The sequence below is a fragment of the Macrococcus carouselicus genome (assembly GCF_004359515.1).
Taxonomy (GTDB): Bacteria; Bacillota; Bacilli; order Staphylococcales; family Staphylococcaceae; genus Macrococcus; species Macrococcus carouselicus.
The window spans coordinates 714607-736905 of the sequence record NZ_SCWD01000001.1 but is presented as its reverse complement, the minus strand read 5'-3'; the positions used below and the strand labels follow the sequence as shown (position 1 = coordinate 736905).

General features: G+C 45.7%; 25 protein-coding genes. 24 read left to right on the top strand and 1 reads right to left on the bottom strand.

Annotation, left to right across the window (positions count from 1 at the left end; genetic code table 11):
• Positions 1–40 precede the first annotated feature (40 nt).
• The 16 genes from ERX40_RS03655 to ERX40_RS03580 all read left to right on the top strand — a co-directional run bounded on the left by ERX40_RS03655 (position 41) and on the right by ERX40_RS03580 (position 12231).
• On the top strand, positions 41–313 hold the full coding sequence (locus tag ERX40_RS03655; protein ID WP_133417137.1) for an HU family DNA-binding protein: 273 nt from the start codon (positions 41–43) through the stop codon (positions 311–313).
• A 108-nt stretch (positions 314–421) separates the two neighbouring features.
• Positions 422–871, top strand: coding sequence for a hypothetical protein (locus ERX40_RS03650; RefSeq protein WP_133417136.1), 450 nt, complete (start codon positions 422–424; stop codon positions 869–871).
• Between the two features lie 12 nt (positions 872–883).
• A complete protein-coding gene (locus ERX40_RS03645; protein WP_424960715.1) occupies positions 884–1609 on the top strand; it encodes a demethylmenaquinone methyltransferase in 726 nt (241 codons plus the stop codon).
• Positions 1610–1621: 12 nt separating this feature from the next.
• Positions 1622–2560 carry a hexaprenyl-diphosphate synthase large subunit gene (hexs-b, locus tag ERX40_RS03640; protein WP_133417135.1) on the top strand — a complete coding sequence of 313 codons (939 nt, stop codon included), beginning with the start codon at positions 1622–1624 and terminating at the stop codon, positions 2558–2560.
• A 70-nt stretch (positions 2561–2630) separates the two neighbouring features.
• Positions 2631–3077 (top strand): nucleoside-diphosphate kinase, encoded by a 447-nt coding sequence (ndk, locus tag ERX40_RS03635; RefSeq protein WP_133417593.1) that lies wholly within the window; start codon positions 2631–2633, stop codon positions 3075–3077.
• A gap of 76 nt (positions 3078–3153) precedes the next feature.
• Positions 3154–4320 carry a chorismate synthase gene (gene aroC / locus ERX40_RS03630; RefSeq protein WP_133417134.1) on the top strand — a complete coding sequence of 389 codons (1167 nt, stop codon included), beginning with the start codon at positions 3154–3156 and terminating at the stop codon, positions 4318–4320.
• Entirely contained in the window at positions 4320–5345 is a 1026-nt protein-coding gene (locus tag ERX40_RS03625; protein WP_133417133.1) for a 3-dehydroquinate synthase, read from the top strand. Before aroC ends, ERX40_RS03625 begins: the two co-directional genes overlap by 1 nt.
• Entirely contained in the window at positions 5335–6612 is a 1278-nt protein-coding gene (gene aroA / locus ERX40_RS03620) for a 3-phosphoshikimate 1-carboxyvinyltransferase (protein ID WP_133417132.1), read from the top strand. The genes ERX40_RS03625 and aroA overlap by 11 nt, the downstream gene beginning before the upstream one ends.
• A complete protein-coding gene (locus tag ERX40_RS03615) occupies positions 6612–7826 on the top strand; it encodes a tetratricopeptide repeat protein (protein WP_133417131.1) in 1215 nt (404 codons plus the stop codon). Before aroA ends, ERX40_RS03615 begins: the two co-directional genes overlap by 1 nt.
• Positions 7816–8310, top strand: coding sequence for a YpiB family protein (locus ERX40_RS03610; protein ID WP_133417130.1), 495 nt, complete (start codon positions 7816–7818; stop codon positions 8308–8310). Before ERX40_RS03615 ends, ERX40_RS03610 begins: the two co-directional genes overlap by 11 nt.
• Before the next feature lie 4 nt (positions 8311–8314).
• A complete protein-coding gene (locus ERX40_RS03605) occupies positions 8315–8743 on the top strand; it encodes a DUF2487 family protein (protein ID WP_133417129.1) in 429 nt (142 codons plus the stop codon).
• 115 nt (positions 8744–8858) lie between these two features.
• Entirely contained in the window at positions 8859–9362 is a 504-nt protein-coding gene (locus ERX40_RS03600) for a Rieske (2Fe-2S) protein (protein WP_133417128.1), read from the top strand.
• A 13-nt stretch (positions 9363–9375) separates the two neighbouring features.
• On the top strand, positions 9376–10050 hold the full coding sequence (qcrB, locus tag ERX40_RS03595) for a menaquinol-cytochrome c reductase cytochrome b subunit (RefSeq protein WP_133417127.1): 675 nt from the start codon (positions 9376–9378) through the stop codon (positions 10048–10050).
• Positions 10051–10077: 27 nt separating this feature from the next.
• Positions 10078–10866 (top strand): menaquinol-cytochrome c reductase cytochrome b/c subunit, encoded by a 789-nt coding sequence (locus ERX40_RS03590; protein WP_133417126.1) that lies wholly within the window; start codon positions 10078–10080, stop codon positions 10864–10866.
• A 48-nt stretch (positions 10867–10914) separates the two neighbouring features.
• Positions 10915–11496 carry a DUF1405 domain-containing protein gene (locus tag ERX40_RS03585; protein WP_133417125.1) on the top strand — a complete coding sequence of 194 codons (582 nt, stop codon included), beginning with the start codon at positions 10915–10917 and terminating at the stop codon, positions 11494–11496.
• 39 nt (positions 11497–11535) lie between these two features.
• Positions 11536–12231 carry a zinc metallopeptidase gene (locus ERX40_RS03580; RefSeq protein ID WP_133417124.1) on the top strand — a complete coding sequence of 232 codons (696 nt, stop codon included), beginning with the start codon at positions 11536–11538 and terminating at the stop codon, positions 12229–12231.
• Positions 12232–12272: 41 nt separating this feature from the next.
• Here ERX40_RS03580 and ERX40_RS03575 read toward each other — a convergent pair whose 3' ends face one another.
• Entirely contained in the window at positions 12273–13118 is an 846-nt protein-coding gene (locus ERX40_RS03575; RefSeq protein WP_208001656.1) for a YitT family protein, read from the bottom strand.
• A gap of 94 nt (positions 13119–13212) precedes the next feature.
• On the opposite strand from ERX40_RS03575, the gene ERX40_RS03570 reads away from it, so the two are divergent.
• The 8 genes from ERX40_RS03570 to asnS are packed head-to-tail and all read left to right on the top strand — an operon-like array spanning position 13213 to position 22271.
• Positions 13213–13533 (top strand): nucleotide pyrophosphohydrolase, encoded by a 321-nt coding sequence (locus ERX40_RS03570; RefSeq protein WP_133417122.1) that lies wholly within the window; start codon positions 13213–13215, stop codon positions 13531–13533.
• A 1-nt stretch (position 13534) separates the two neighbouring features.
• Complete coding sequence (mgsA, locus tag ERX40_RS03565; protein WP_133417121.1) at positions 13535–13909, top strand: methylglyoxal synthase; 375 nt, start codon at positions 13535–13537, stop codon at positions 13907–13909.
• Entirely contained in the window at positions 13909–15030 is a 1122-nt protein-coding gene (gene bshA, locus ERX40_RS03560) for an N-acetyl-alpha-D-glucosaminyl L-malate synthase BshA (protein WP_133417120.1), read from the top strand. Before mgsA ends, bshA begins: the two co-directional genes overlap by 1 nt.
• Positions 15023–16171: a CCA tRNA nucleotidyltransferase gene (locus ERX40_RS03555; RefSeq protein ID WP_133417119.1), complete on the top strand. Its 1149-nt coding sequence runs from the start codon at positions 15023–15025 to the stop codon at positions 16169–16171. Before bshA ends, ERX40_RS03555 begins: the two co-directional genes overlap by 8 nt.
• Positions 16158–17129 carry a biotin--[acetyl-CoA-carboxylase] ligase gene (locus ERX40_RS03550; protein WP_133417118.1) on the top strand — a complete coding sequence of 324 codons (972 nt, stop codon included), beginning with the start codon at positions 16158–16160 and terminating at the stop codon, positions 17127–17129. The genes ERX40_RS03555 and ERX40_RS03550 overlap by 14 nt, the downstream gene beginning before the upstream one ends.
• A gap of 11 nt (positions 17130–17140) precedes the next feature.
• Positions 17141–19729, top strand: coding sequence for a helicase C-terminal domain-containing protein (locus tag ERX40_RS03545; RefSeq protein ID WP_133417117.1), 2589 nt, complete (start codon positions 17141–17143; stop codon positions 19727–19729).
• A 59-nt stretch (positions 19730–19788) separates the two neighbouring features.
• Positions 19789–20970, top strand: coding sequence for a pyridoxal phosphate-dependent aminotransferase (locus ERX40_RS03540; RefSeq protein WP_133417116.1), 1182 nt, complete (start codon positions 19789–19791; stop codon positions 20968–20970).
• A gap of 2 nt (positions 20971–20972) precedes the next feature.
• A complete protein-coding gene (gene asnS, locus ERX40_RS03535) occupies positions 20973–22271 on the top strand; it encodes an asparagine--tRNA ligase (RefSeq protein ID WP_133417115.1) in 1299 nt (432 codons plus the stop codon).
• Positions 22272–22299: the final 28 nt, after the last annotated feature.

Genomic DNA, 22299 nt, shown 5'->3' with positions numbered 1-22299 from the left:
TTAATTTATCATTACATAACCTTAGGGGAGGTGAATTGACATGAATAAAACAGACTTAATCAATGCGGTTTCAGAAAGTGCTAACTTAACTAAAAAAGAAGCAGGTCTTGCTGTTGATGCTGTTTTTGAATCAATTCAAAAATCTTTATCAGACGGAGATAAAGTTCAACTGATTGGTTTCGGTAACTTCGAAGTTCGTGAACGTGCAGCTCGTAAGGGTCGTAACCCACAGACTGGTAAAGAAATCGACATTCCTGCAAGTAAAGTTCCTGCATTCAAAGCAGGCAAAGCATTAAAAGACGCAGTGAAATAATGTATTTCTGAGAAAAGCCCTTTAAAGGGGCTTTTTTTATTGTGTTTTTTACTTTATCACTGCTGTTTTTAAGTTATAATGGAGTATAACGTTTGGGAGGCTCTTGGAATGGATTTTTATGAACAGTACAGAGAGGACAACTTAAAACTGGAAATGCGCTATCCGCTTTATCGTTGTCCGGCAGTCAATACTGATATTGTCAACATTCTTGTCCAGCTGTCCCTGGCAGATAATATCAAGAAGAGTATCATTGCCATTGATTCCGCGATGCGTCTCGCTGGAGAAGTCGATGCAGACAATAAAGATGAAACATTACTGGCAACAGATATACTTAGCGCACAGTTCTATCATTATAATGCTGAAGCCTTTGATAAGGATGCATTCACTTTATTGACTCAGGCAGTGATGAGATACAACATCGTTAAAGCGTCATTTGACGAGAGCCATGATCCTCGGTTGATTCCGGAAATTGAAGCGATGTTTGTACTGCCGTTCACGTCAATTGACCATCCGTCTGTCATACAGCTTATCCGTCACTCAAAACTCTATAATAAATGAAGTAGGTGCCTTATGACTAACAACGATATGCCACGTACACAAGAAGAGAAGACCGAACTTGTGCATGACGTCTTTGAGAATATTTCAACACGTTATGATAGATTAAATGATATCATCAGCTTCAATCAGCATAAACGCTGGCGTAAGAAAGTAATGAAGCGTATGAACGTAAAAAAAGGTGCAAAGGCGCTTGATGTCTGCTGCGGTACGGCTGACTGGACTATCCAGCTCGCACAGGCAGTCGGTCCGACAGGTCGTGTCACAGGACTTGATTTCAGTGCCAATATGCTTGAAGTCGGCAGACAGAAAACAGCGGATTTCCACAATGTTGAACTCCTGCTCGGCAATGCGATGGAGCTCCCTTTTGAAGATCATACATTTGATTATGTGACGATTGGTTTCGGTCTCAGAAATGTGCCCGATTACTCTAAAGCCATTGAAGAGATGTACCGTGTCCTTAAACCTGGTGGAATGGTCGTCTGTCTTGAAACAAGTCAGCCGACACTGCCCGGATTCAGGCAGGGCTACGAAGTCTACTTTAAATATGTGATGCCCCAGTTCGGAAAGGTCTTTGCGAAGTCTATGAAGGAATACAGCTGGCTGCAGCAATCCGCATTTCATTTTCCGGACCGTTATGCACTTGCTAAATTGTTCGCAGCAGCAGGATTTGAACGTGTCGAGTTCAAAGGATTTACAGGTGGTGTCAGTGCGATGCATCTTGCCTATAAACCACTATAAGGATGAATATATATGTTAACGGGGCAGATTAAAGAGGTAGAGACAGTAATCAATGAAATCGTCAGCGCGGATAAGTCGGCAATCAATGCAGCCGGTGCGCATATTCTATCTTCAGGGGGTAAGCGCATACGTCCATATTTCGTCTTGCTGTCAGGGAGCTTCGGCTTCAATAGACCTGAAGACCTGATCAAGACAGCAGCCGCTCTCGAGATTATCCATATGGCGAGTCTTGTTCATGATGATTATATCGATAACAGCTCAAAAAGAAGAGGCGTTCCCGCTATCCATGAAGTCTGGGACGGTCAGATATCCGTGCAGACCGGTCATTATCTGCTGGCAGCTGCGCTTAGACTGATAGCAGATATCGACAATCCGGAATTTCATCAGTATTTTTCACGGATTATTCTTGAAGTGTGCTACGGTGAATTCGAGCAGATGGATGACCGTTTCAGTCGTTCAGTCAGATTTATAGATTATCTGAGACGGATCAATCGGAAGACAGCTGTGCTGATTGAGGCGAGCTGCAAGCTCGGTGCAATGAGTACGGATACAGATGACAGCCAGGCGTTCCATCTGGGCAGATTCGGCCACTTTATGGGAATGAGCTATCAGATCATGGATGACATTCTGGATTATGCGAGTACTGAAGAAGTGCTGGGTAAACCTGTGGGCAGTGATATCAGGAACGGTCATGTCACACTGCCGCTGATGATAGCGGCGCGTCACAATGTCCAAGTGCAGCAGCTGCTGACTGAGCTGCATAAAGAACAGTCAGATGCTTACTTTCAGACGCTGATCGAGCTTGTAGTTGAGTACGGGATCGAAGAGGCGGGCTCGGTCAGCAGCCGGTATGCAGACAAAGCGTTTCAGCATCTGTATCAGCTGCCGCTGACGGAGGAAAGACAGCAGATGGAAAATCTTCTATTAAAAATGACAAAAAGAGTTTTCTGATTATTGAAAGTAATCGTTTTCAGTGGTACACTATCTATGGTTTTACAAAAAACAAAGGTGGGTACAAATGATGGAAAGAACTTTCTTAATGATTAAACCAGATGGCGTGGGGCGTAACTTAATCGGACCGATCGTCAGCCGTATCGAACAGAAAGGCATTAAAATTGTAGGCGCAAAGCTGATGACAGTGTCAGAGGACCTTGCGACTACTCATTACGGTGAGCATAGTGAACGGCCGTTCTTCGGAGAACTTGTTGACTTCATCACTTCAGGACCTGTATTTGCAATGGTGCTGGAAGGTGAAAACGTAGTTGAAATCGGACGTACTTTAGTGGGCAAGACAAATCCTGCTGAATCTGCACCGGGTACGATTCGTGGTGATTACGGAATGACAGTCGGCAAGAACATCATTCATGGTTCTGATTCAGTCGAATCAGCAGAAAAAGAAATTGCTCTTTGGTTTAAAGAAGATGAACTCATCGACTATTCATTAGTGAATGCTTCTTGGGTCTATTAATAGAAAGTTGAGCCGTGTCAGTGATGACATGGCTTTTTTTGTGCTAAAATAAAGATATTTATGGGGAGGAAGATAGATGCTAAGATTTCTGACAGCAGGCGAGTCTCACGGACCGCAGCTTACCGTCATAATAGAAGGGATACCTGCCAACCTTTATCTGACAGGTGAAGCAATCAGTAAGGAGTTATTCAAGCGTCAAGGTGGCTATGGCCGCGGTAGACGTATGCAGATAGAGAAGGATACCGTAGAGATCATGTCGGGTGTCCGGCATGGCTATACCCTTGGCAGTCCCGTGACGCTCGTCGTCACAAATGATGACCATAAGCACTGGCTGAACATCATGGGGGTAGCGCCTATTGAAGAAAGCGCCCAGGCGAATATGAAGCGCGTGATCACAAAGCCGAGACCCGGACATGCAGACCTTGTCGGAGGTATGAAATATAACCACCGCGACCTGCGTAATGTGCTGGAGCGCTCCAGTGCAAGAGAAACAGCGGCAAGGGTAGCTGTCGGCGCTGTCTGCAGGATTCTGCTTGATCAGCTTGATATCGAGGTCATCAGCCGTGTCAAATCAATCGGCGGTGTTAAGGATAAGGGCGTTTACACAATAGATGAAATCAAAGCTAAAAATGACTCGAACGACGTAAGGGTCGTTGATGACGCTGTTGCGCAGCAGATGCGTGATTGTATAGATGAAGCTAAAAAAGCGGGTGACTCAATCGGCGGTGAGGTAGAGGTCACCGCACTGAACGTACCGGCAGGTCTTGGCAGTTATGTTCACTATGACCGTAAGCTCGACGGACGCATTGCGCAGAGTGTCGTCAGCATCAACGCGTTCAAAGGCGTGTCATTCGGAGCAGGATTCAATATGGCTGATATGCCGGGCAGTGAAGTTCAGGATCCGATCGCTTATAATGGTGAAGGCTATACCCGTCTGTCCAATCATCTGGGTGGCTTTGAAGGAGGCATGACGAACGGTATGCCGATTGTGGTCAATGCTGTGATGAAGCCTATTCCGACCCTCTATAAGCCACTTCAGTCGGTGGATATCGAGACGAAGGCGGTCTACCAGGCAAGTATTGAACGCTCAGACAGCTGTGCAGTGCCAGCAGCCTCGATTGTCTGTGAACATGCGGTAGCTTTTGAGCTGACCCGTGTGATTCTGGAAGAGTTCCAGTCCAACTATATGGAGCAGCTGATTGAACAGATGACGGTATATCGTGCAAGGGTGAAGGCTTTCTGATGAAACTGATGACAGATTATGACAGAGATAATTATGCAATCACAGTCAGTCACGGTGCACTCGCGCAGATTGATACGTCTCTATATGACAAAGTCATCATGATTGTTGATGAGACGGTCCTTGCCTTGCATGATCAGAGGCTCAGACCTCTTTGTGCATCATCAGAGGTCTTTGCAGTTTCAGCAGGCGAAGAGCTGAAATCACTGCCGAAATATAGTGAGATGATCAATCGTATCATTGAAGCGGGCGTGACGAGATCTTCTGCCATTGTAGCAGTTGGGGGTGGAAGCGTCGGTGACTTCGCAGGCTTTATTGCAGCGACTCTGCTACGGGGGATTGATTTCATCCAGGTACCGACCACCATTCTGGCGCATGATTCTGCCATTGGCGGCAAAGTAGGCATCAATGCGACACTCGGTAAAAATTTGATAGGTGCCTTCAAACGTCCGGCTGCAGTTATCTATGACCTTGATTTCCTTGACACGTTACCTTATTCAGAGAAACTAAGCGGCTTCGGGGAAATCATCAAGCATGCCATGCTGGACTCAGATGATACACTGGCGCAGCTGATGGCAGCATTTCCGGCCAGACAGCAGCTGGAACACCTCGCTGATATTGATGAATGGCTGATCAGAGGCATGCAGCAGAAACTGACAGTCGTGCAGGCCGATGAGCACGAAACAGGATTGCGTAAGACCTTGAATCTCGGTCATACGTTCGGTCATGCAGTAGAATTCACACATCATATTCCGCACGGTCACGCCGTGATGCATGGTCTTATCTACACCTGGTTATTATCAGGACGTGATATTACAGCGCTCAAGTCCTGGTTCAAGGCGCTTGAGCTGCCGATGATTGAATTAAGGCCTTTCGTCACTTATCTTTCGCTTATGGCAAAGGATAAGAAGAACAGTCATAACGAGATTCAGTTCGTCCTGCTGGACGATGGGCCGCGCATGGAGACGGTATCAGAAGAAAGACTGTATCAGACCTATAAAAAAGCAGGAGGTTCCTATGAAAGTTAGTTTATCTGGCCCCTTAAAAGGAGAGACGACGGTTCCGGGTGATAAGTCGATGACGCACCGTGCCATTATTTTCAGTTCAATCGCAGAAGGCAGATCTGTGATCGAAGGGGCACTGCTCGGAGAAGATTGTCTCAGCACTGTTGAGATTTTCAGACAGCTGGGCGTCACCATTGATCTTGACGGCGAGCGTCTGCTGATCGACTCGCCGGGATTTAATGCATTTGCTGAACCTGCGCAGGTGCTGGATACCGGCAACTCCGGTACGACGACCCGCTTACTTGCCGGACTGCTGACAGGCCTGCCGTTTCGTACAGTGCTGTCAGGGGATGCGTCTATCGCCCGGAGACCCATGAAGCGGATCATTGCGCCGCTTCAGCAGATGAAAGCGGCTATCTCCGGCAGCTATAACGATACGAGAACGCCGCTTATTATAGAACCTTCAGCTGTCAAAGGCATTCATTATGAAATGCCTGTTGCGAGTGCTCAGGTGAAGTCGGCCATTCTGTTGGCAGGCTTACATGCAGACACGACGCTGACGATAAAAGAAAAAGTGGCCTCACGCGATCATACTGAGACGATGCTGCCGCTGTATGGTGTCGATATCAGCAGGGATGAAGTCATTACCTTATCACCTGGAGCTATCAATCAAGTGAGGCCTTATGATTTCAGAGTACCAGGAGACATCTCTTCGGCAGCTTTTCTGATTGTGGCCGCACTGATCACGCCAGGCAGTGAACTCACTTTGCGGAATGTCGGCATCAATCCTACCCGTGACGGCATCATCGAAGTCGTGAGGCAGATGGGTGGCGATATCACTGTCAGTGACGTGACTGATGACGGTGAACCGACCGCCACTATACGCGTGCGCTATACATCTGATCTCGAGCCGCTGACGATAGAAGGGGAGATGATTCCTCGTCTGATAGATGAAATACCGGTGATTGCATTGCTGATGACTCAGGCAGCAGGGACAAGTCTCATCCGCGACGCCGGAGAACTGAAGGTCAAGGAGACCAACCGGATTGATGCGGTGGTCAGGGAGCTGACTAAAATCGGATTTAAATTGACGGCTACTGAAGACGGGATGATCGTCCAGGAAGGCCGGAATGATATCAGGGCTGCTGTTGACAGCTGCGGCGATCATCGAATCGGCATGATGCTGGCTGTCGCAACACTCATCACAGGAGAACTGGACATTGATGACTTTGACAGCATCAATGTTTCATTCCCAGGATTTATGGAACAATTCAAACAGTTAGGAGTGTAATAATGGATATTTACGAACTGATTGATCAGATTCATCTGCAGCATATCGATCATCTTGATGATAATGTCAACCGGGCTCTTGGCTCTGATGACCATGAAGGACTCTTTATATTAGGTGAGACACTTTATCAGTACGGGCTCGTTCCGCAGGGGCTACGTGTATTTGAAGTGCTGTATGCTCTTTATCCTGACGAACAGGAACTGCTTATTTATTATATTGAAGGTCTGGTGGATGAGAACATGATGGACAAGGCACTTGAAGTGCTCCACCAGTCACCGCTCACACCGGAAAGACTGCTGCTGGAAGCAGATCTCTATCAGCAGCAGGATATGCTGGAAGTCGCACTGGAGAAATTACGGCAGGCTGAGGAGCTGGCACCCGATGATTTAATCGTCTCATTTGCACTGGCAGAGTTACTTTATTTTGACGGCGAATATCTGCAGGCAGCAAGACGCTACGAACAGCTTCTTCAGGCAGGCGAGCCAGTCATCAATCAAGTCAGCATGACCAGCAGACTCGCAGACTGTATGCTGCAGGCAGGTAGTTATGAGGAGGCGGAGGAATACTATCAGCAACTTGATACGCGTGAGATGACAAGTGATGATTTCTTCAAAAAAGCGATAGCGCTCCAAAAGAACGATCATATCCAGGATGCGATACAGGAACTGACGACTCTTCTGGACAAAGATCCTGACTATATGCATGCCTATCTGCTTTTAGTCAATATGCTGGAAGCAGAGCGTCGCTATGATGAAGCTATTCTTGTCGGCAGAAAGGGGCTGCTGAACAACGAATTCTTCAAGGAACTGATGGTGGACACAGGACGCATCATGCTCAAAGAGAAGGATAGTGAAGGTGAACAGATGCTGATTCAGGCACTCACGATTGATCCTGCTTATACGGAAGCGGCATTACTTTTATCTGATTATTATAAGGGGGAGGAAATGTTTGAAGAGATGATCCGGCTCTTTTCACTCATTGAGGAAGATGAACTGGATCCCGTCCTCAAATGGAATCTTGCTTATAGTTATCAGCAGCTTGAACGGGATAATGAAGCACAGCATTTCTATCAGGAAGCAAATCTCGATCTGAATGACAATCTTGATTTCCTGAATGATTACTATAGCTATCTGCTGGAAATCGGACAGGATGCGGAGAAGGTTGAAGCACAGCTGATTAAACTGGACCCGGACTTTGAACCCTATGGTCACTGATCTGCTGGAAGAGCGACGGGGGATCCTGAAGTATATTCTTTATCACTATGCTATTGATAACAAGGAAACCGTCTGGGTACTGAACTATTTGAAAGACCATCCCCACTTAGGTTATTGCCGGTTTACCACTCCGCATCTTCTGCAGAAAGGAATCACTTTGACTGACCGCTTCAGACTGCTGTTTAAATATGATGATATGATTGTAACAGAAGCGGATGTCATTTTTAATCTGTTGAACGAAATAGATGAACCCTTTTATTTCTATACTACCTTCACCGACAGAAAAATAACTGACTTTCGAGAATACGAATGGCTGGTCGATCAGATAAATCAGCAGACGGTGCCTGAGGAAATAGACCTGAACAACCGCCTGATCATACAGCTGAGAGAAATGGTCGAGTCAAGAATAGATCTTGCGCTGTTAATGAATGGCAGAGAAGACTTTCAGTACTACAGTACTTTACTTAACAAATTGAAGGAGTGAGCGGATGTTATTCAATCACCGGGACTTAAAAGATATCACACATCAGCTGGAATATATCGATACGGCAATCATTCCGGTCATCGATGTGGATTATAGAAATCAGCTGATGAACATTGTAGACGATTATGAAATTATTCAGACGATGACTCTGGCCGTTGAAAACCAGTTTAAAGGGCGCGTGCTGCTGATTCCACCTGTACAAGTGCAGGCGGACTACACGCTTGCGACTGTCATCGGCGAACAGCTCAAAAGCTACGGGATGAACCGCATTTTATTTATCACTGCGCAGACCAGTCGTTTTGAGACAACTGAAGCACATTTTAAAGTCAGCACTTTCCCGCTTGAAGCGATGGGTGCCGATATGCGGGCAGACATGATAGAACCACAGGTCAAAGAGCTGATGAGAACCATCATTTCAATGTGGAATAAGTAATTAAATTTTAATGACATATTTCCGACATTTTATTGACCATCCTAATTCTTTAGGCTAAAATTGATATGTCCTAGTATATTTTTGTATGAACAAGTATTAGAGGGGGGAAAATTAAATGAGCCAACGTGTCACAAGACGCCAATTTTTAAACTATTCCCTTATGGGAGTTGGATCATTTATGGCTGCTGGTATCGCAATGCCATTAGGTCGATTTGCGCTGGATCCAGTCTTTAAAGGCGGAGCAGCTGGAAATATGATTACAACAAGTGTGAAAACTTCAGAGATCACACAAGTACCGAGTAAAGTTGACTTCAAGTTCGAGCAGAAGGATGGCTGGTACACCAGTGAAGTGACTGAGTTCGCCTGGGTTTATAAAGAAGGCGACAATATTGTTGCCCTGTCACCGACATGTAAGCACTTAGGTTGTACGGTTAACTGGGCAGGTGACGATTCACACCCAGATCAGTTCTTCTGTCCATGTCACAATGGTCGTTATAAGAAAAACGGAAAGAACATTCCGGGTACACCACCGCTTGCACCACTTGATCAGTATAAGGTCGGCGAAAAAGGCGGCATGCTGACAATCGGCAAAAAGCATCCTAACGAATTGGTAAAATAAGGAGGGCAATTTAATGTTCGAGAAAATCTATGATTGGGTCGATGATCGACTTGATGTAACACCTATCTGGCGAGATATTGCGGACCATGAGGTGCCTGAGCATGTGAACCCTGCTTATCACTTTTCTGCATTCGTCTACTGCTTCGGCGGTTTAACATTCTTCATTACAGTCATTCAAGTATTATCAGGTATGTTCTTAACGATGTACTACGTACCCGATATCGTCAATGCATGGAAGTCAGTCTACTACCTGCAGCATGATGTCGCTGCCGGTGTAATCGTCCGTGGTATGCATCACTGGGGCGCAAGTATCGTTGTCGTTATGATGTTCCTGCATACACTCAGGGTATTCTTTACAGGCTCTTACAAGCAGCCACGTGAACTGAACTGGGTTGTCGGCGTACTGATTTTCATCATCATGGTCGGTCTTAGTTTCACAGGGTACTTATTACCATGGGACATGAAAGCTTTATTCGGTACTAAAGTAGGTCTTCAGATCGCTGAATCTGTTCCATTTATCGGTGGCTGGGTCAAGACTTTACTGGCCGGTGATGCACAGATAGTCGGTGCGCAGACGTTAACGCGTTTCTTCGCGATTCATGTGTTCTTCTTACCTGCATGTTTATTCGCGTTATTAGCGGCTCACTTTATTATGATTCGTAAACAAGGTATTTCTGGTCCACTATAAACCGAATATAAAAGGAGGTAATGAGAGATGCATCGCGGTAAAGGGATGACATTTGTCGGTGATTCTCGTATTAAACAATACAAGAAAGCCAAACTAAACAGAGATTATTCAGAATTTCCAGGCAAAACAGAAAGTTTCTGGCCTGATTTCCTACTTAAAGAATGGATGACGGGTGCTGTATTCTTAATCGCATTCTTATGCTTGACGGTAGCCCATCCAGCTCCTCTGGAACGTGTGGCAGACCCATCTGATACAGGTTACACGCCACTTCCGGACTGGTATTTCCTATTCCTGTACCAGATTCTTAAATATACTTATGCGTCTGGACCATTCAACACATTCGGTGCCATCGTACTGCCGGGTATCGCATTTGCGGCATTACTCTTAGCACCTTGGCTTGATACAAGTAAACACCGTTTATGGTATAAACGTCCTGTCGCTTCAGGCATGATGCTGCTGACAGTGGCTATTCTGTTCTATACCACTTGGGAATCCGGCCATTATCATGACTGGGAGAAACAAGAAGCACAAGGTAAGATCACTTTCTCTAACTTAGATAAAAAAGACCCTGTCTACACGGATATCATCAAGTCGAACTGTACAAGTTGTCATGGTGGTGAGTTAACAGGTGCAGCAGGTCCTAACTTAGTGGAAGCTAATCTGCAGCCAGCTGCTGTGGAAGCATTTGTTACAAATGGTGCGGGTAAAATGCCATCATTCAAAGATACTTTAACAAAAGAGCAGATCAAACAAGTCTCTGAATATGTAGCAAATCTTGAGTTAACAGATGAGAACGGTAAACCTTTAAAGAAATAAATCGGAAGAGTCATCATTGAGATGACTCTTTTTTTATAGGAGGATAGGATGCAGCAGCTTTACTTCTGGTTGACCAATCGTTACTTTCTGGCCTTTCTAATCATTGCGAACCTGCTGGGCACCTTATATGGCTATTACTGGTATATGGGACAGCTTGAACATACGCGCTGGTACTTCATGCCATTTGTGCCGGATAGTCCGACGGCGAGTCTGTTTCTTGTCATCGCTCTCATATTGATGGTATTAGGGCGGCATAGTGGTCTCTTTGAGGCGCTGGCTTTTGTTACTTTGATCAAATATGGCGTCTGGGCAGTAGTGATGAATATCTTTACATTTATAGCACTTGGTGAAGTGACAGGTATAGGACTGATGCTTTGCTTCTCGCATGGCATCATGGCCATTGAGGCATTTCTTTTTCTGCCGTTCTTTAAAATTAAAAAATGGCATATCCTGGTGACGCTCATCTGGGCGTTCCATAATGATGTGATTGATTACGTCTATATGCAGTATCCCGTATACAGCATGCTTGAACAATACATCCGCCACATCGGCTATTTTGCGTTCTGGCTGACAGTCATTCCTCTGGTCATATTATGGCAGAAATTCATCAATATGAAACATTTGACTTAGTCTGACCTTCACAATAAAATAGAGGTAAGGAGGGATTTCATGAGCTATATGATTTATTTTGTCATTATTATGCTGATACCTATGTATTTCCAGTACAAGGTCAAATCAACATATAACAAATATTCGAAAGTAAGATCGACTTCAGGTAAATCTGGTAAGCAGGTTGCAGAGGAAATCTTAGCAGCAAACGGCATTCATGATGTACAGGTTTTAGAGGGTCAGGGTTTTCTGTCTGATCATTATGACCCGCGCACGAAACGAGTGGTGCTCAGTCCCGCTAACTATCGCCAGCCAAGTGTAGCAGCAACAGCGATTGCGGCACACGAAGTGGGTCATGCTATTCAGCATGCGACTGGTTATGGTTTCCTGAAAGTGCGTTCAAGTCTTCTGCCACTGGCGAATCTTGGAACAACATTCAGTTACTTGCTCATCATGGTCGGCGCTATTTTAACTGGCATCTCAGCTTCAGGCAGCAGTTTAGGCAGCTTGGCTATATGGGCAGGTGTCTTCCTGATGTTCTTCGCGGTGCTTTTCTCAATTGTCACTTTACCGGTTGAATTTGATGCCAGTAAACGTGCAATGAATCAGATTGAAAAACTGCAGATGGTCGATGCGCAGGAATATCGTCATGCCAAGTCGGTTTTATCTGCAGCATCGATGACTTATGTCGCAGCTACAGCAGTTGCTGTTGCCGAGTTCCTGAGATTTTTCATGATGGCAAGAAGCAGCGATTAATAAAGAGACCTTATCTCCTCTTAAATGGAGATAAGGTTTTTTTAATGCGCCTCGATCAGCTGCTTATTCTCGTCCAGCGTAAAACCTTCTCCGTGCACTTCGTGGACTTCAATCATGGAGACAAAGGCGTGAGGGTCAATGGCATGAATCAGCTGTCGCAGCCGGGTGATTTCATTTTTAGGCACTACACAGTAGAGCATCGGGCGCTCAATATTTGAATAATGACCGTGTGCCGATATCTGCGTGACACCGCGTTCCAGCACCGTATTGATGGCATCGCCGATCGACTGATACTGCTCTGAGATAATCAGCGCACCGCGGGCCGTATAGCCTGTATCCTGAACCGTATCAATAATCTGGCCGCCGACGTAGACACAGATAAACGTATAAAGGGTGATACGGATATCACCGAGTGCGAGGTAAGTGATGACAAGCACGAGACAATCAAACATAAAGATAACGCGTCCCATGGGCCAGTTGAAGTATTTCTTCGTGACCCGTGCGATGATATCCACACCACCCGTTGTACCGCCGGCCCGTAAAATGATACCAAGTCCGATCCCGATCATCACGCCCCCAAGCAGGGCCACGAGAAACAAATCCTCTTTGTTAAGAGAGAAATTGAACGGATACTTCTCGAAGAGATAAAGAAAGAAAGTAGAGCTCAATGAACCGATCAACGTATAGTAGAATGAAGTCCTGCCGAGAAATCTGTAACCGATGATGAACAGTGGAATATTAAAAATCAGATTCATTAGTGCAGGGCTGATACCGAATAAATGATATAATATTAACGCGATACCCGTGAAGCCACCCTCTGTTAAGTGATAAGCCATATTGAAATTGATGATACCGAAACTGAAGATCACGCTGCCGATCAGTATCATGAAGATATTGCCGGCTTTTAACTTAATATTCAATTTTCCACCCCCCACATTCCATCATATAATGAATGAAACACCAGAAGCAATAGGAGGCACAATGAAAACCTTAAAAGAGATGCAGCAGCAGGTCGATGACTATATCGGTGGTTTTAAAGCTGGCTATTTCACACCGATGGAAAATATAGTCCGGCTGACCGAGGAAGTAGGAGAACTTGCCCGAGAAGTCAATCATGTCTATGGCCCTAAACAGAAGAAGCTCAGTGAACAGCAGAAAGATATCGGCCTTGAACTCGCAGACAACCTGTTCATTTTGCTTTGTCTGGCTAATTCCATGGGTATTGATATGACTGAGAGTTTTGAGGAGACGATGAAAAAATTTGAACAGCGCGATTATAACAGGTTTGAAAGGAAGTCATAATATGAAGTTTGCAATCATTGCGCATGACCAGAAAAAAGAAGCACTCGTCAGATTCATTCAGTTGCATTATGATGAATTCAGTCAGCATACCTTATATGCGACAGGGACAACGGGTCTTCGTGTGGCAACAGAGACGGGGCTCTCAGTTCGCCGCTTTAAATCCGGTCCGCTCGGCGGTGACCAGGAGATCGGTGCGCTGGTGGCTAACAAGGAAGTAGATGCGATTTTCTTCTTCAGAGATCCATTGACAGCGCAGCCGCACGAGCCGGATGTTTCGGCACTGCTCCGTCTATCCGATGTCTATGATGTGCCGCTAGCTACTAATGAAGGGACAGCACTTGCTGTTATCTCATACTTTGAACAAGGAGGACAATGATGAAAATAGGGATCACTTGCTACCCGACTATGGGCGGTTCGGGTATTATCGCAACTGAACTCGGGATTCAGATGGCAGAAAGAGGGCATGATGTCCATTTCATTACCTCAAATACGCCGTTCCGGATTCAGTTCCAGAGACCGAATATCACAATCCATCAGGTGGAGGTGAATCAGTATGCCGTTTTTCAGTATCCACCTTATGATATTACACTCGCCACTAAAATTGCAGAGGTCATCAATGATTATGACCTGGATGTGTTACACATGCACTACGCAGTCCCTCATGCAATCTGCGGCATTCTCGGCAGACAGATTGCACGCAGGGACGTCAAAATCGTCACAACACTGCACGGCACTGATATCACCGTGCTTGGGTATGATTCTACCCTGCGCGATGCCATCAGATTCGGTATTGAAGAAAGTGACATTGTAACGAGTGTCAGTGATGCACTGACTGAAGATACGATGTCGCTGATTGCCCCTAATAAGGAAATCAGAACAGTCTACAATTTTATTAATGAGAAAGACTTTACCATCCAGGACTGTGGCAAGTTAAAAGAGATGTACAGTATTCCTGCAGATTATAAAATCATTTCTCATGTGTCGAATTTCCGTAAGGTCAAAAGAATACAGGACATTCTCTATACATTCAAGAAAGTGCGTGAACAGATTAAAGCGAAGCTGCTGCTGATCGGAGATGGACCTGAACTGTCAAAGATGAGGAAGCTGGCAAAGAAACTGAAGATCAATGAAGATGTCATGTTTGTGGGCAAACAGGAACAGGTTGCCTGCTTCTATCAGATGTCAGACTTATTCCTGCTGCTGTCAGAAAAGGAAAGCTTCGGTCTTGTACTGCTTGAAGCGATGAACTGCGGGGTTGTCTGCATCGGCACACGTGCAGGCGGTATCGGAGAAGTGATCAGGCATGACGAGACAGGTCTTCTTGTCGATGTAGGCGATAGTGATCAGGCAGCGGAGTATGCGGTCAGACTGCTGACAGATGATGCTTATTATGGCAGACTGCAGCACAATATGCTGATTGATATCAAGGAGCGCTTTTCTTCGCAGTTCATCACTGATCAGTACGAAGCACTCTATCAGGAAATGCTTAATGAATAAGCTGAAGACGGCGCTGCCTGTACTTGAGCGACTGAACGCGGCAGGGCACGAAGCCTATATTGTAGGCGGTGCTGTAAGAAACTATCTGCTCGGTCTTCCAATCAATGATATTGATATCACGACAAGCGCGCTGCCGGACGTAGTGGAGTCGCTTTTTAGCAGAACAGTACCTATCGGTAAGGAACATGGGACCATAATGGTCATCACGGAGGATACGTTTGAAGTCACGACATACAGAGCGGACGGCGATTATATCGATCATCGTCGACCGGACCATGTCATTTTCGTCAAGGAGCTGAAGGAAGACCTGATAAGGCGGGACTTCACCGTCAATGCGATGGCACTGGATGAACAGATGCAGGTCATTGACTATGTCGGAGGCAGAGCAGATATAGAGAGACGTCTCATCAGAGCTGTCGGCATACCCCGGGAACGATTCAGAGAGGATGCACTGCGGATGGTTCGTGCCGCCCGTTTTGAAAGCGTGCTTGATTTTGCAGTTGAGGAAGCCACGATTGATGCGATGATCAGCTGTGCCCCGCTTATCAGCCATGTGGCGATTGAGCGGATCGTAACGGAGATAGAGAAGCTCCTTGGTGGATTGAGTCCATCAGCCGGCATCAGGACACTGAGAGACTCAGGTCTTATCCATGACATTCCCTTTTTCAAAGACTGTCAGGAACTGTTGGTGCCTGATCAGGCGTTATCACTCGAAGTCTATATCGCCTATCATCTGTACCGACAGTGGGTGACAGACCGGGCATTACCGCAGCTTAAGCTCTCCAATGAGAGCGTCCATATGATTCGTGCGGGTACTGAAATCTTAAGCGTGTTAGACAGTCAGCCTGACCTCGCTGAACTTGAGATGCTTGTTTACCGGTATTCTGCTGAACTGATTATAGAGTGTCAGACCTTAACGGCTGATAAGAGTGATATCATGACGTTCTGGAATAACAGAAGAATACATAGCCGACAGGATATTCAAGTGGACGGACATATTCTGATGACACATCTTAATACCGGACCGGGGCGCTGGCTGAAAGCTGCCCTGTCCGCTATTGAAAAAGAGATTGTGACAGGCAATCTGATCAATAGCCAAGAAGAGATACTGAAATGGGTGGACAAACATGTCGAAGTATAAAAGTTCAATATTGAAATTGCTACACCAGAACAGAGAGCAGTATTTGTCGGGACAGAGGATAGCAGAGCAACTATCAATCAGTAGGACGGCTGTCTGGAAAACGATTGAGATGCTGAAAAGTCAGGGATTTCAAGTAAGATCTGTCCATAATAAAGGCTATCAGCTGACCGGGTATCCCGATGAATGGGACCAGGATATGATGCAGCTTGTGACGCAGCAGTCGGATTTTTTCAAACAGCGCTTTGTCTATAAGGAGGTCTCTTCAACTCAGACGGTCGCTAAAGAAAAAATGCTTGAAATAACCGAGCCTTTTATCGTTATCAGTGAAATTCAGACAAAAGGAAGAGGACGCTTCAATCGGCAGTGGAATTCCATGGGGGAGAAAGGATTATGGATGACACTGGTCTTAAGTACAGAAGTGCCTCTCCACAAAATTATGACCTTCAATCTGTTTCTGTCACTGGCTATTGCGAGAACGATTCGGACAGTCGGCGGTGTGGATGCGAAAGTCAAATGGCCGAATGATATCTATATTGATGATAGAAAATGCTGTGGATTTCTGACTGAAATCAGCGGCGACGCTTCAGCCATCCATCATATCATCTGCGGAATCGGCATCAATCTAAACCATGAGATTCAGGATTTCCCTGTAGAGCTGCAGCAGAAAGCGACCAGCATCAAAGCGGCTACCGGCCAGTCGGTGAATCGGTATGTCTTTTTAGAAAAGCTGCTCAGTGAACTTGAAATCGCTTATCATCAGTTTCTGACAGAGGAGTTCTCAGCTATCAAGGAAGAATATAAGTATTATTCAAATATGTGGGATAGACGACTTCGTTATACAGAGGGACGGAACACCATTGAAGGTCAGGCAATCGATATTCTGGATGATGGCCGGCTGGTCGTTAGAAGTGATGACGGAGTGATACATCAGTTTATCAGCGCGGATATTGAGATTTAGGAGGGGTGGGCATGCAGTACGCAGTCGTCGATATAGAAACGACAGGTAACAATATTGCGGTGGATGATATCATACAGATCGGCATCATTGTGATGGATGATATGAAGATCATAGACCGCTATGACAGCTATATCTTCACTGAACAGGCGATTTCACCCTTTATTGAATCATTGACAGGTATCAGCGATGAGACTGTCAAAGATGCACCCGCTTTCAGTGACATCATGCCGGAGATACTTTCCCGGCTGCAGGATAAAGTATTCGTTGCTCATAATATCAATTTTGACCTCACTTTTCTGACTGCAGTATTTGACAAAGCGGGTGTGACATTTAAGCCGCGTTTCTGCATTGATACGGTCGATCTGTTTAAGATTGTTTATCCTGAGGCTGAAAGTTATCAGCTCAGTATTCTCGCGCAGAACCTGGGTGTCAATCTGGTTGATGCGCATAGTGCGATAGCAGATGCTCAGGCAACTGCGGAACTGATGCAGTTGGCAGTAGAAAAGCTGCGCTCATTACCGAAAGAGACATTGATACAGCTTTATCACTTGGCGAAGAAGATGAGAAACGATATTGAACAGCTGCTGTTCCCCCTTATTTCAGATTATAAGGGACAGAGTGATTATCCCAGTCTGAAAGGATTATTCTATAAACCGACTGTTCTTATGGCGGAAAAAGTGAAGATTGATCTGTCGCTCGGTGAATTTTATAGACAGGTCATTGAAGTCAACCAGCTTCATTACCGGCAGGAGCAGTTGTATCTCGCCGAACTGATATTTGAGACAATGACGAATGACGACATGCAGCTGATTGAAGCGGAGGTCGGCAGCGGCAAGTCACTGGCCTATCTCGTGGCAGCGACCTATTATCTGGCCGAGCACGGAGACAATATATTACTGACAACTGCGACAAGAGCTTTGCAGCAGCAGCTGATACAGGCAGATGCCAAACTGATTGAACGGACAATCGGCAAGCCGTTACCTCTTATGCTGCTGAAAAGTAAACGCAACTATATCTCAGTGGAGTTCGTCAAGTTTATTCTGGACGATCCGAAGGAAAATCATGATATTCTGCTGCTGAAGATGCAGCTGCTGATCTTCCTGCTGTCAGATCAGTCCGGTGATATCAGTCAGCTGAATATCAACGGAGGGCGCAAGATCTATCTCGAGCTGATGCGTACACTGTACAAGGGCAGGCAGGATACGTATCTTTATCAGGATATCCGTCAGGTGGATACCGCCATTATCGGTGTGACCAACCATTCACATCTTCTGCACTCCGGTAAGGAAGGCTTCCCTGGCCAGTTCAGTCACCTGATTATTGATGAAGGTCATCAGCTGCAGGAGGTCGCACTGGATCACACCTATACAGTATGGAATTATCAGACGGTGAAATATCATCTGTCCCAGCTGTCAAAAGAGGAGGGCATCGTCTTCAGCGCCTATCACGAGCTTGGTGAATCCAAGAAAAGACTGGCTGAACTGACAGTGTCTCATTTCGAGCTGAAATCTGTGATACAGTACGTTGAGCAGCTGAATGAACAGTTCTTCCAGGAGATTCATATAGGAAGTGATCAGAAATTTCAGCTCCTGAAGTCAAATGCCACACTCCTCGAAATATTGAGACAGATGACGGTATTCAAGAGGATGACTGATCAGCTGCAGCTGAATCGTATGGTCAACAGGGAGGTTAACTTTGTCCATCAGATTTATCAGCAGATGGTGAGCGCGCTTGCCAGTCAGCACCTGGTTTTTGTGGAGGGAGGCCGGAACTATACGTCAGCCTCTGTCTATATCAAGGATAAGAAACTGAAGGATATCTTCAGCATGCAGCTGTTCGGTCATTTTGAGTCGCTGACCTTGCTGTCCGGCTCTCTCGTATTCAATCAGTCCATCGCACATCTCACGCCGCTCCTGAAAGGTCAGGAGAAAGAAGTAGTTATCTTCGACCCTCTGTCGCGAGATCATAAGGTAACCTTTTTTATTCCTGACGATATGCCGAATTACAATTACCAGGATCATACAGATTATATTGAACAGGTGGTTCTCTATATTTCATCTTATCTTGCGACGGGACAGAAAAAGATGATGATACTCTTTAATAACTACCAGATGATCGCTGAAGTGGAGAGCTATCTGCAGGATGTGACAGAGACCATGCTCATCGCTCAGACGCCGCAGTCAAATGCACACAAACTGCTTAATCAGTTCAACCAGATGGATAGTGCCGTCTTGCTCGGTACTCAGTCATTTTATGAGGGACTTGATTATCAGTCAGCGGATTTTAAGTGTGTCATGATTGTCACCATTCCTTTTATTCATCCAAGTGACAAGCGCATCCTGCTGATGAAAGACGAGCTGCAGGATAGTTTCAATGATTACCAGCTGCCTTATGCGGCAACTAAAATACGTCAGGCAGCGGGTCGTCTGATTAGAAGAGAAGAAGATAATGGCATCATTCTCTGTATGGACCGAAGACTTGTGGAAGCAGGCTACCAGAAGATATTCAGCAGTGTGCTATCGAAATACGATGTTAAACGCGGAGATGTGACGGAATTTCTGGAACTGGTGGATAAAAACATGAAGGGAAGTCATAAATAATTTAACCTGCTGCATCTTATTTGGTAAACTGAAGGTATCATGTTTAAGGAGCTGTAGAAATGCAATTATCAGAGCGAGTACAGAAGTTGACACCATCGTCGACTTTAGCGATCACTGCTAAAGCGAACGAACTGAAGGCCAGTGGCCAGCCGGTGATTGGTCTGGCGGCAGGGGAACCTGATTTCAATACACCTGACAATATCATTCAGGCGGCCTTCAGAGCGGTTGAAGAAGGTAAGACGAAATATACCCCGGCTGGGGGCCTTCCTAAGCTGAAGCAGGCTATTCAGGGAAAACTCGAGCGTGACGGCTTAAATTATGACGTCAGTGAGATTATGGTGGCGTCGGGAGCGAAGCATGCCCTTTATAATCTTTTTCAGTCTATTCTTGACGAAGGAGATGAAGTGATCATTCCTATCCCATACTGGGTAAGCTATCCAGAACAGGTTAAACTGGCAGGCGGAAAACCTGTCTATGTAGGGACTGATGAATCAACAGCATTCAAGGTGACGCCAGATAAGCTGAACAGTGTGATGACGGATAAGACTAAAGCGCTGATTCTGAACACACCAAGCAATCCGACGGGTTCTCTCTATACGAAGGAAGAACTTAAGGCAGTAGCGGATTGGGCAGTCAGACATAACATTGTCGTTGTATCAGATGAAATTTATGAGACACTTGTCTACGACGGTGAACATATCAGCATTGCATCACTGGGTGAGGCTATTAAAGCACTGACAGTCATCATTAATGGTGTCTCAAAAAGTCATTCAATGACTGGCTGGCGCATCGGTTATGCGGCCGGAGACAGGCAGCTGATCAAAGCGATGACGGATCTGTCCAGTCATTCCACCAGCAATCCGACCACCCCTTCACAATGGGCTGCGATAGAAGCTTACGATGGCGATCAGACTTTCCTTCAGGAAATGAATGCGACATTCAAATCCCGTCTTGAGACAATCTATCCGTTACTGATGGAGATCCCAGGCATTGAATGTATCAAGCCGCAAGGTGCTTTCTATTTGTATCCAAACGTGAAAGAAACGGTGAAGCTCTGCGGATTAGATAGTGCCGATGCATTCGTTGAAAAACTTCTTGAGGAATCACTCGTTGCTGTTGTACCAGGCTCAAGCTTTGGTTCACCGGACAACATTCGCATGTCGTATGCGACTGACCTTGATTCAATGACAGAAGCAATTTCCAGAATCAAAAAATTTGTAACAGACAGAATGGAGAAATAAGCATGGCAGAAAAAATTTCGATCAATCAATCAGCCGATTATGTCGGTCAGACCGTGACACTTGGTGCATGGATTCTGAATAAACGTTCAAGCGGTAAGATTGCATTCCTGCAGCTGCGAGACGGTACAGGGTTCATGCAGGCAGTCGTTGTTAAAGAAGATATCGGCGAAGAACTGTTTAAAACAGCAAAAGGCATCACACAGGAGACGTCACTCTATATTACAGGCGTTATCAAAGAAGACGAGCGCTCAGATTTCGGTTATGAGATGGAAGTGACAGACCTTGAGATCATTCATGAAGCGGTGGATTATCCGATTACACCGAAAGCACACGGTACAGACTTTCTGATGGATCATCGTCACTTATGGCTGCGCTCAAAACGTCAGCACGCAGTGATGAAAATCAGAAATGAAATCATCCGTGCGACCTATGAATTCTTCAACAAGGAAGGATTCACCAAAATTGACCCGCCAATTCTGACGGGAAGTGCACCTGAAGGCACAAGTGAGTTATTCCATACGAAATATTTCGAGGAAGACGCCTTTCTTTCGCAGAGTGGTCAGCTGTATATGGAAGCGGCAGCGATGGCACACGGAAAAGTCTTTTCTTTCGGACCGACATTCCGTGCAGAGAAATCTAAAACCCGACGTCATTTAATCGAATTCTGGATGATTGAACCTGAGATGGCCTTTTACGAACACGCTGACAGTCTGAAAGTACAGGAAGAATATGTAAGTTATATCGTGCAGTCCGTACTTGAGAACTGTAAGCTCGACCTTAAACTCCTCGGTCGTGATACAGAGAAACTGGAAAAAGTAAAAGCACCATTCCCTCGTATCACCTATACTGAGGCAATCAAGATGCTGAAGGAAATGGATTTCGATGATATCGAATGGGGCGATGATTTCGGTGCACCGCATGAGACGGCAATCGCCAATCATTTCGACTTGCCGGTCTTTATCATCAACTACCCGACTAAAATCAAGCCGTTTTATATGGAGCCTAACGAAGAAGAGGAAGGGACAGTGAAATGTGCTGACCTGATTGCGCCTGAAGGTTATGGTGAGATCATCGGCGGCTCTGAACGTATCAACGACCTTGCATTACTGGAGGAACGTCTGAAAGAACATGACCTTGATCCGGCAGCCTATTCGTACTATACGGACTTACGCAAATACGGCAGTGTACCGCACTCAGGATTTGGTTTAGGTCTCGAGCGAACAGTAGCCTGGATTTCTGGCGTGGAGCATGTACGTGAAACCAGCCCATTCCCAAGATTACTGAACAGACTTTATCCATAAAAAACAGAACGCTAACGTCGGTTAGCGT

Bases quoted from the DNA above. Each gene is read 5' to 3' on its own strand.
- ERX40_RS03655 (WP_133417137.1), top strand. From the start codon at position 41: ATGAATAAAACAGACTTAATCAATGCGGTTTCAGAAAGTGCTAACTTA.
- ERX40_RS03650 (WP_133417136.1), top strand. From the start codon at position 422: ATGGATTTTTATGAACAGTACAGAGAGGACAACTTAAAACTGGAAATG.
- ERX40_RS03645 (WP_424960715.1), top strand. From the start codon at position 884: ATGACTAACAACGATATGCCACGTACACAAGAAGAGAAGACCGAACTT.
- hexs-b (WP_133417135.1), top strand. From the start codon at position 1,622: ATGTTAACGGGGCAGATTAAAGAGGTAGAGACAGTAATCAATGAAATC.
- ndk (WP_133417593.1), top strand. From the start codon at position 2,631: ATGGAAAGAACTTTCTTAATGATTAAACCAGATGGCGTGGGGCGTAAC.
- aroC (WP_133417134.1), top strand. From the start codon at position 3,154: ATGCTAAGATTTCTGACAGCAGGCGAGTCTCACGGACCGCAGCTTACC.
- ERX40_RS03625 (WP_133417133.1), top strand. From the start codon at position 4,320: ATGAAACTGATGACAGATTATGACAGAGATAATTATGCAATCACAGTC.
- aroA (WP_133417132.1), top strand. From the start codon at position 5,335: ATGAAAGTTAGTTTATCTGGCCCCTTAAAAGGAGAGACGACGGTTCCG.
- ERX40_RS03610 (WP_133417130.1), top strand. From the start codon at position 7,816: ATGGTCACTGATCTGCTGGAAGAGCGACGGGGGATCCTGAAGTATATT.
- ERX40_RS03605 (WP_133417129.1), top strand. From the start codon at position 8,315: ATGTTATTCAATCACCGGGACTTAAAAGATATCACACATCAGCTGGAA.
- ERX40_RS03600 (WP_133417128.1), top strand. From the start codon at position 8,859: ATGAGCCAACGTGTCACAAGACGCCAATTTTTAAACTATTCCCTTATG.
- qcrB (WP_133417127.1), top strand. From the start codon at position 9,376: ATGTTCGAGAAAATCTATGATTGGGTCGATGATCGACTTGATGTAACA.
- ERX40_RS03590 (WP_133417126.1), top strand. From the start codon at position 10,078: ATGCATCGCGGTAAAGGGATGACATTTGTCGGTGATTCTCGTATTAAA.
- ERX40_RS03585 (WP_133417125.1), top strand. From the start codon at position 10,915: ATGCAGCAGCTTTACTTCTGGTTGACCAATCGTTACTTTCTGGCCTTT.
- ERX40_RS03580 (WP_133417124.1), top strand. From the start codon at position 11,536: ATGAGCTATATGATTTATTTTGTCATTATTATGCTGATACCTATGTAT.
- ERX40_RS03575 (WP_208001656.1), bottom strand. From the start codon at position 13,118: ATGATACTGATCGGCAGCGTGATCTTCAGTTTCGGTATCATCAATTTC.
- ERX40_RS03570 (WP_133417122.1), top strand. From the start codon at position 13,213: ATGAAAACCTTAAAAGAGATGCAGCAGCAGGTCGATGACTATATCGGT.
- mgsA (WP_133417121.1), top strand. From the start codon at position 13,535: ATGAAGTTTGCAATCATTGCGCATGACCAGAAAAAAGAAGCACTCGTC.
- bshA (WP_133417120.1), top strand. From the start codon at position 13,909: ATGAAAATAGGGATCACTTGCTACCCGACTATGGGCGGTTCGGGTATT.
- ERX40_RS03555 (WP_133417119.1), top strand. From the start codon at position 15,023: ATGAATAAGCTGAAGACGGCGCTGCCTGTACTTGAGCGACTGAACGCG.
- ERX40_RS03550 (WP_133417118.1), top strand. From the start codon at position 16,158: ATGTCGAAGTATAAAAGTTCAATATTGAAATTGCTACACCAGAACAGA.
- ERX40_RS03545 (WP_133417117.1), top strand. From the start codon at position 17,141: ATGCAGTACGCAGTCGTCGATATAGAAACGACAGGTAACAATATTGCG.
- ERX40_RS03540 (WP_133417116.1), top strand. From the start codon at position 19,789: ATGCAATTATCAGAGCGAGTACAGAAGTTGACACCATCGTCGACTTTA.
- asnS (WP_133417115.1), top strand. From the start codon at position 20,973: ATGGCAGAAAAAATTTCGATCAATCAATCAGCCGATTATGTCGGTCAG.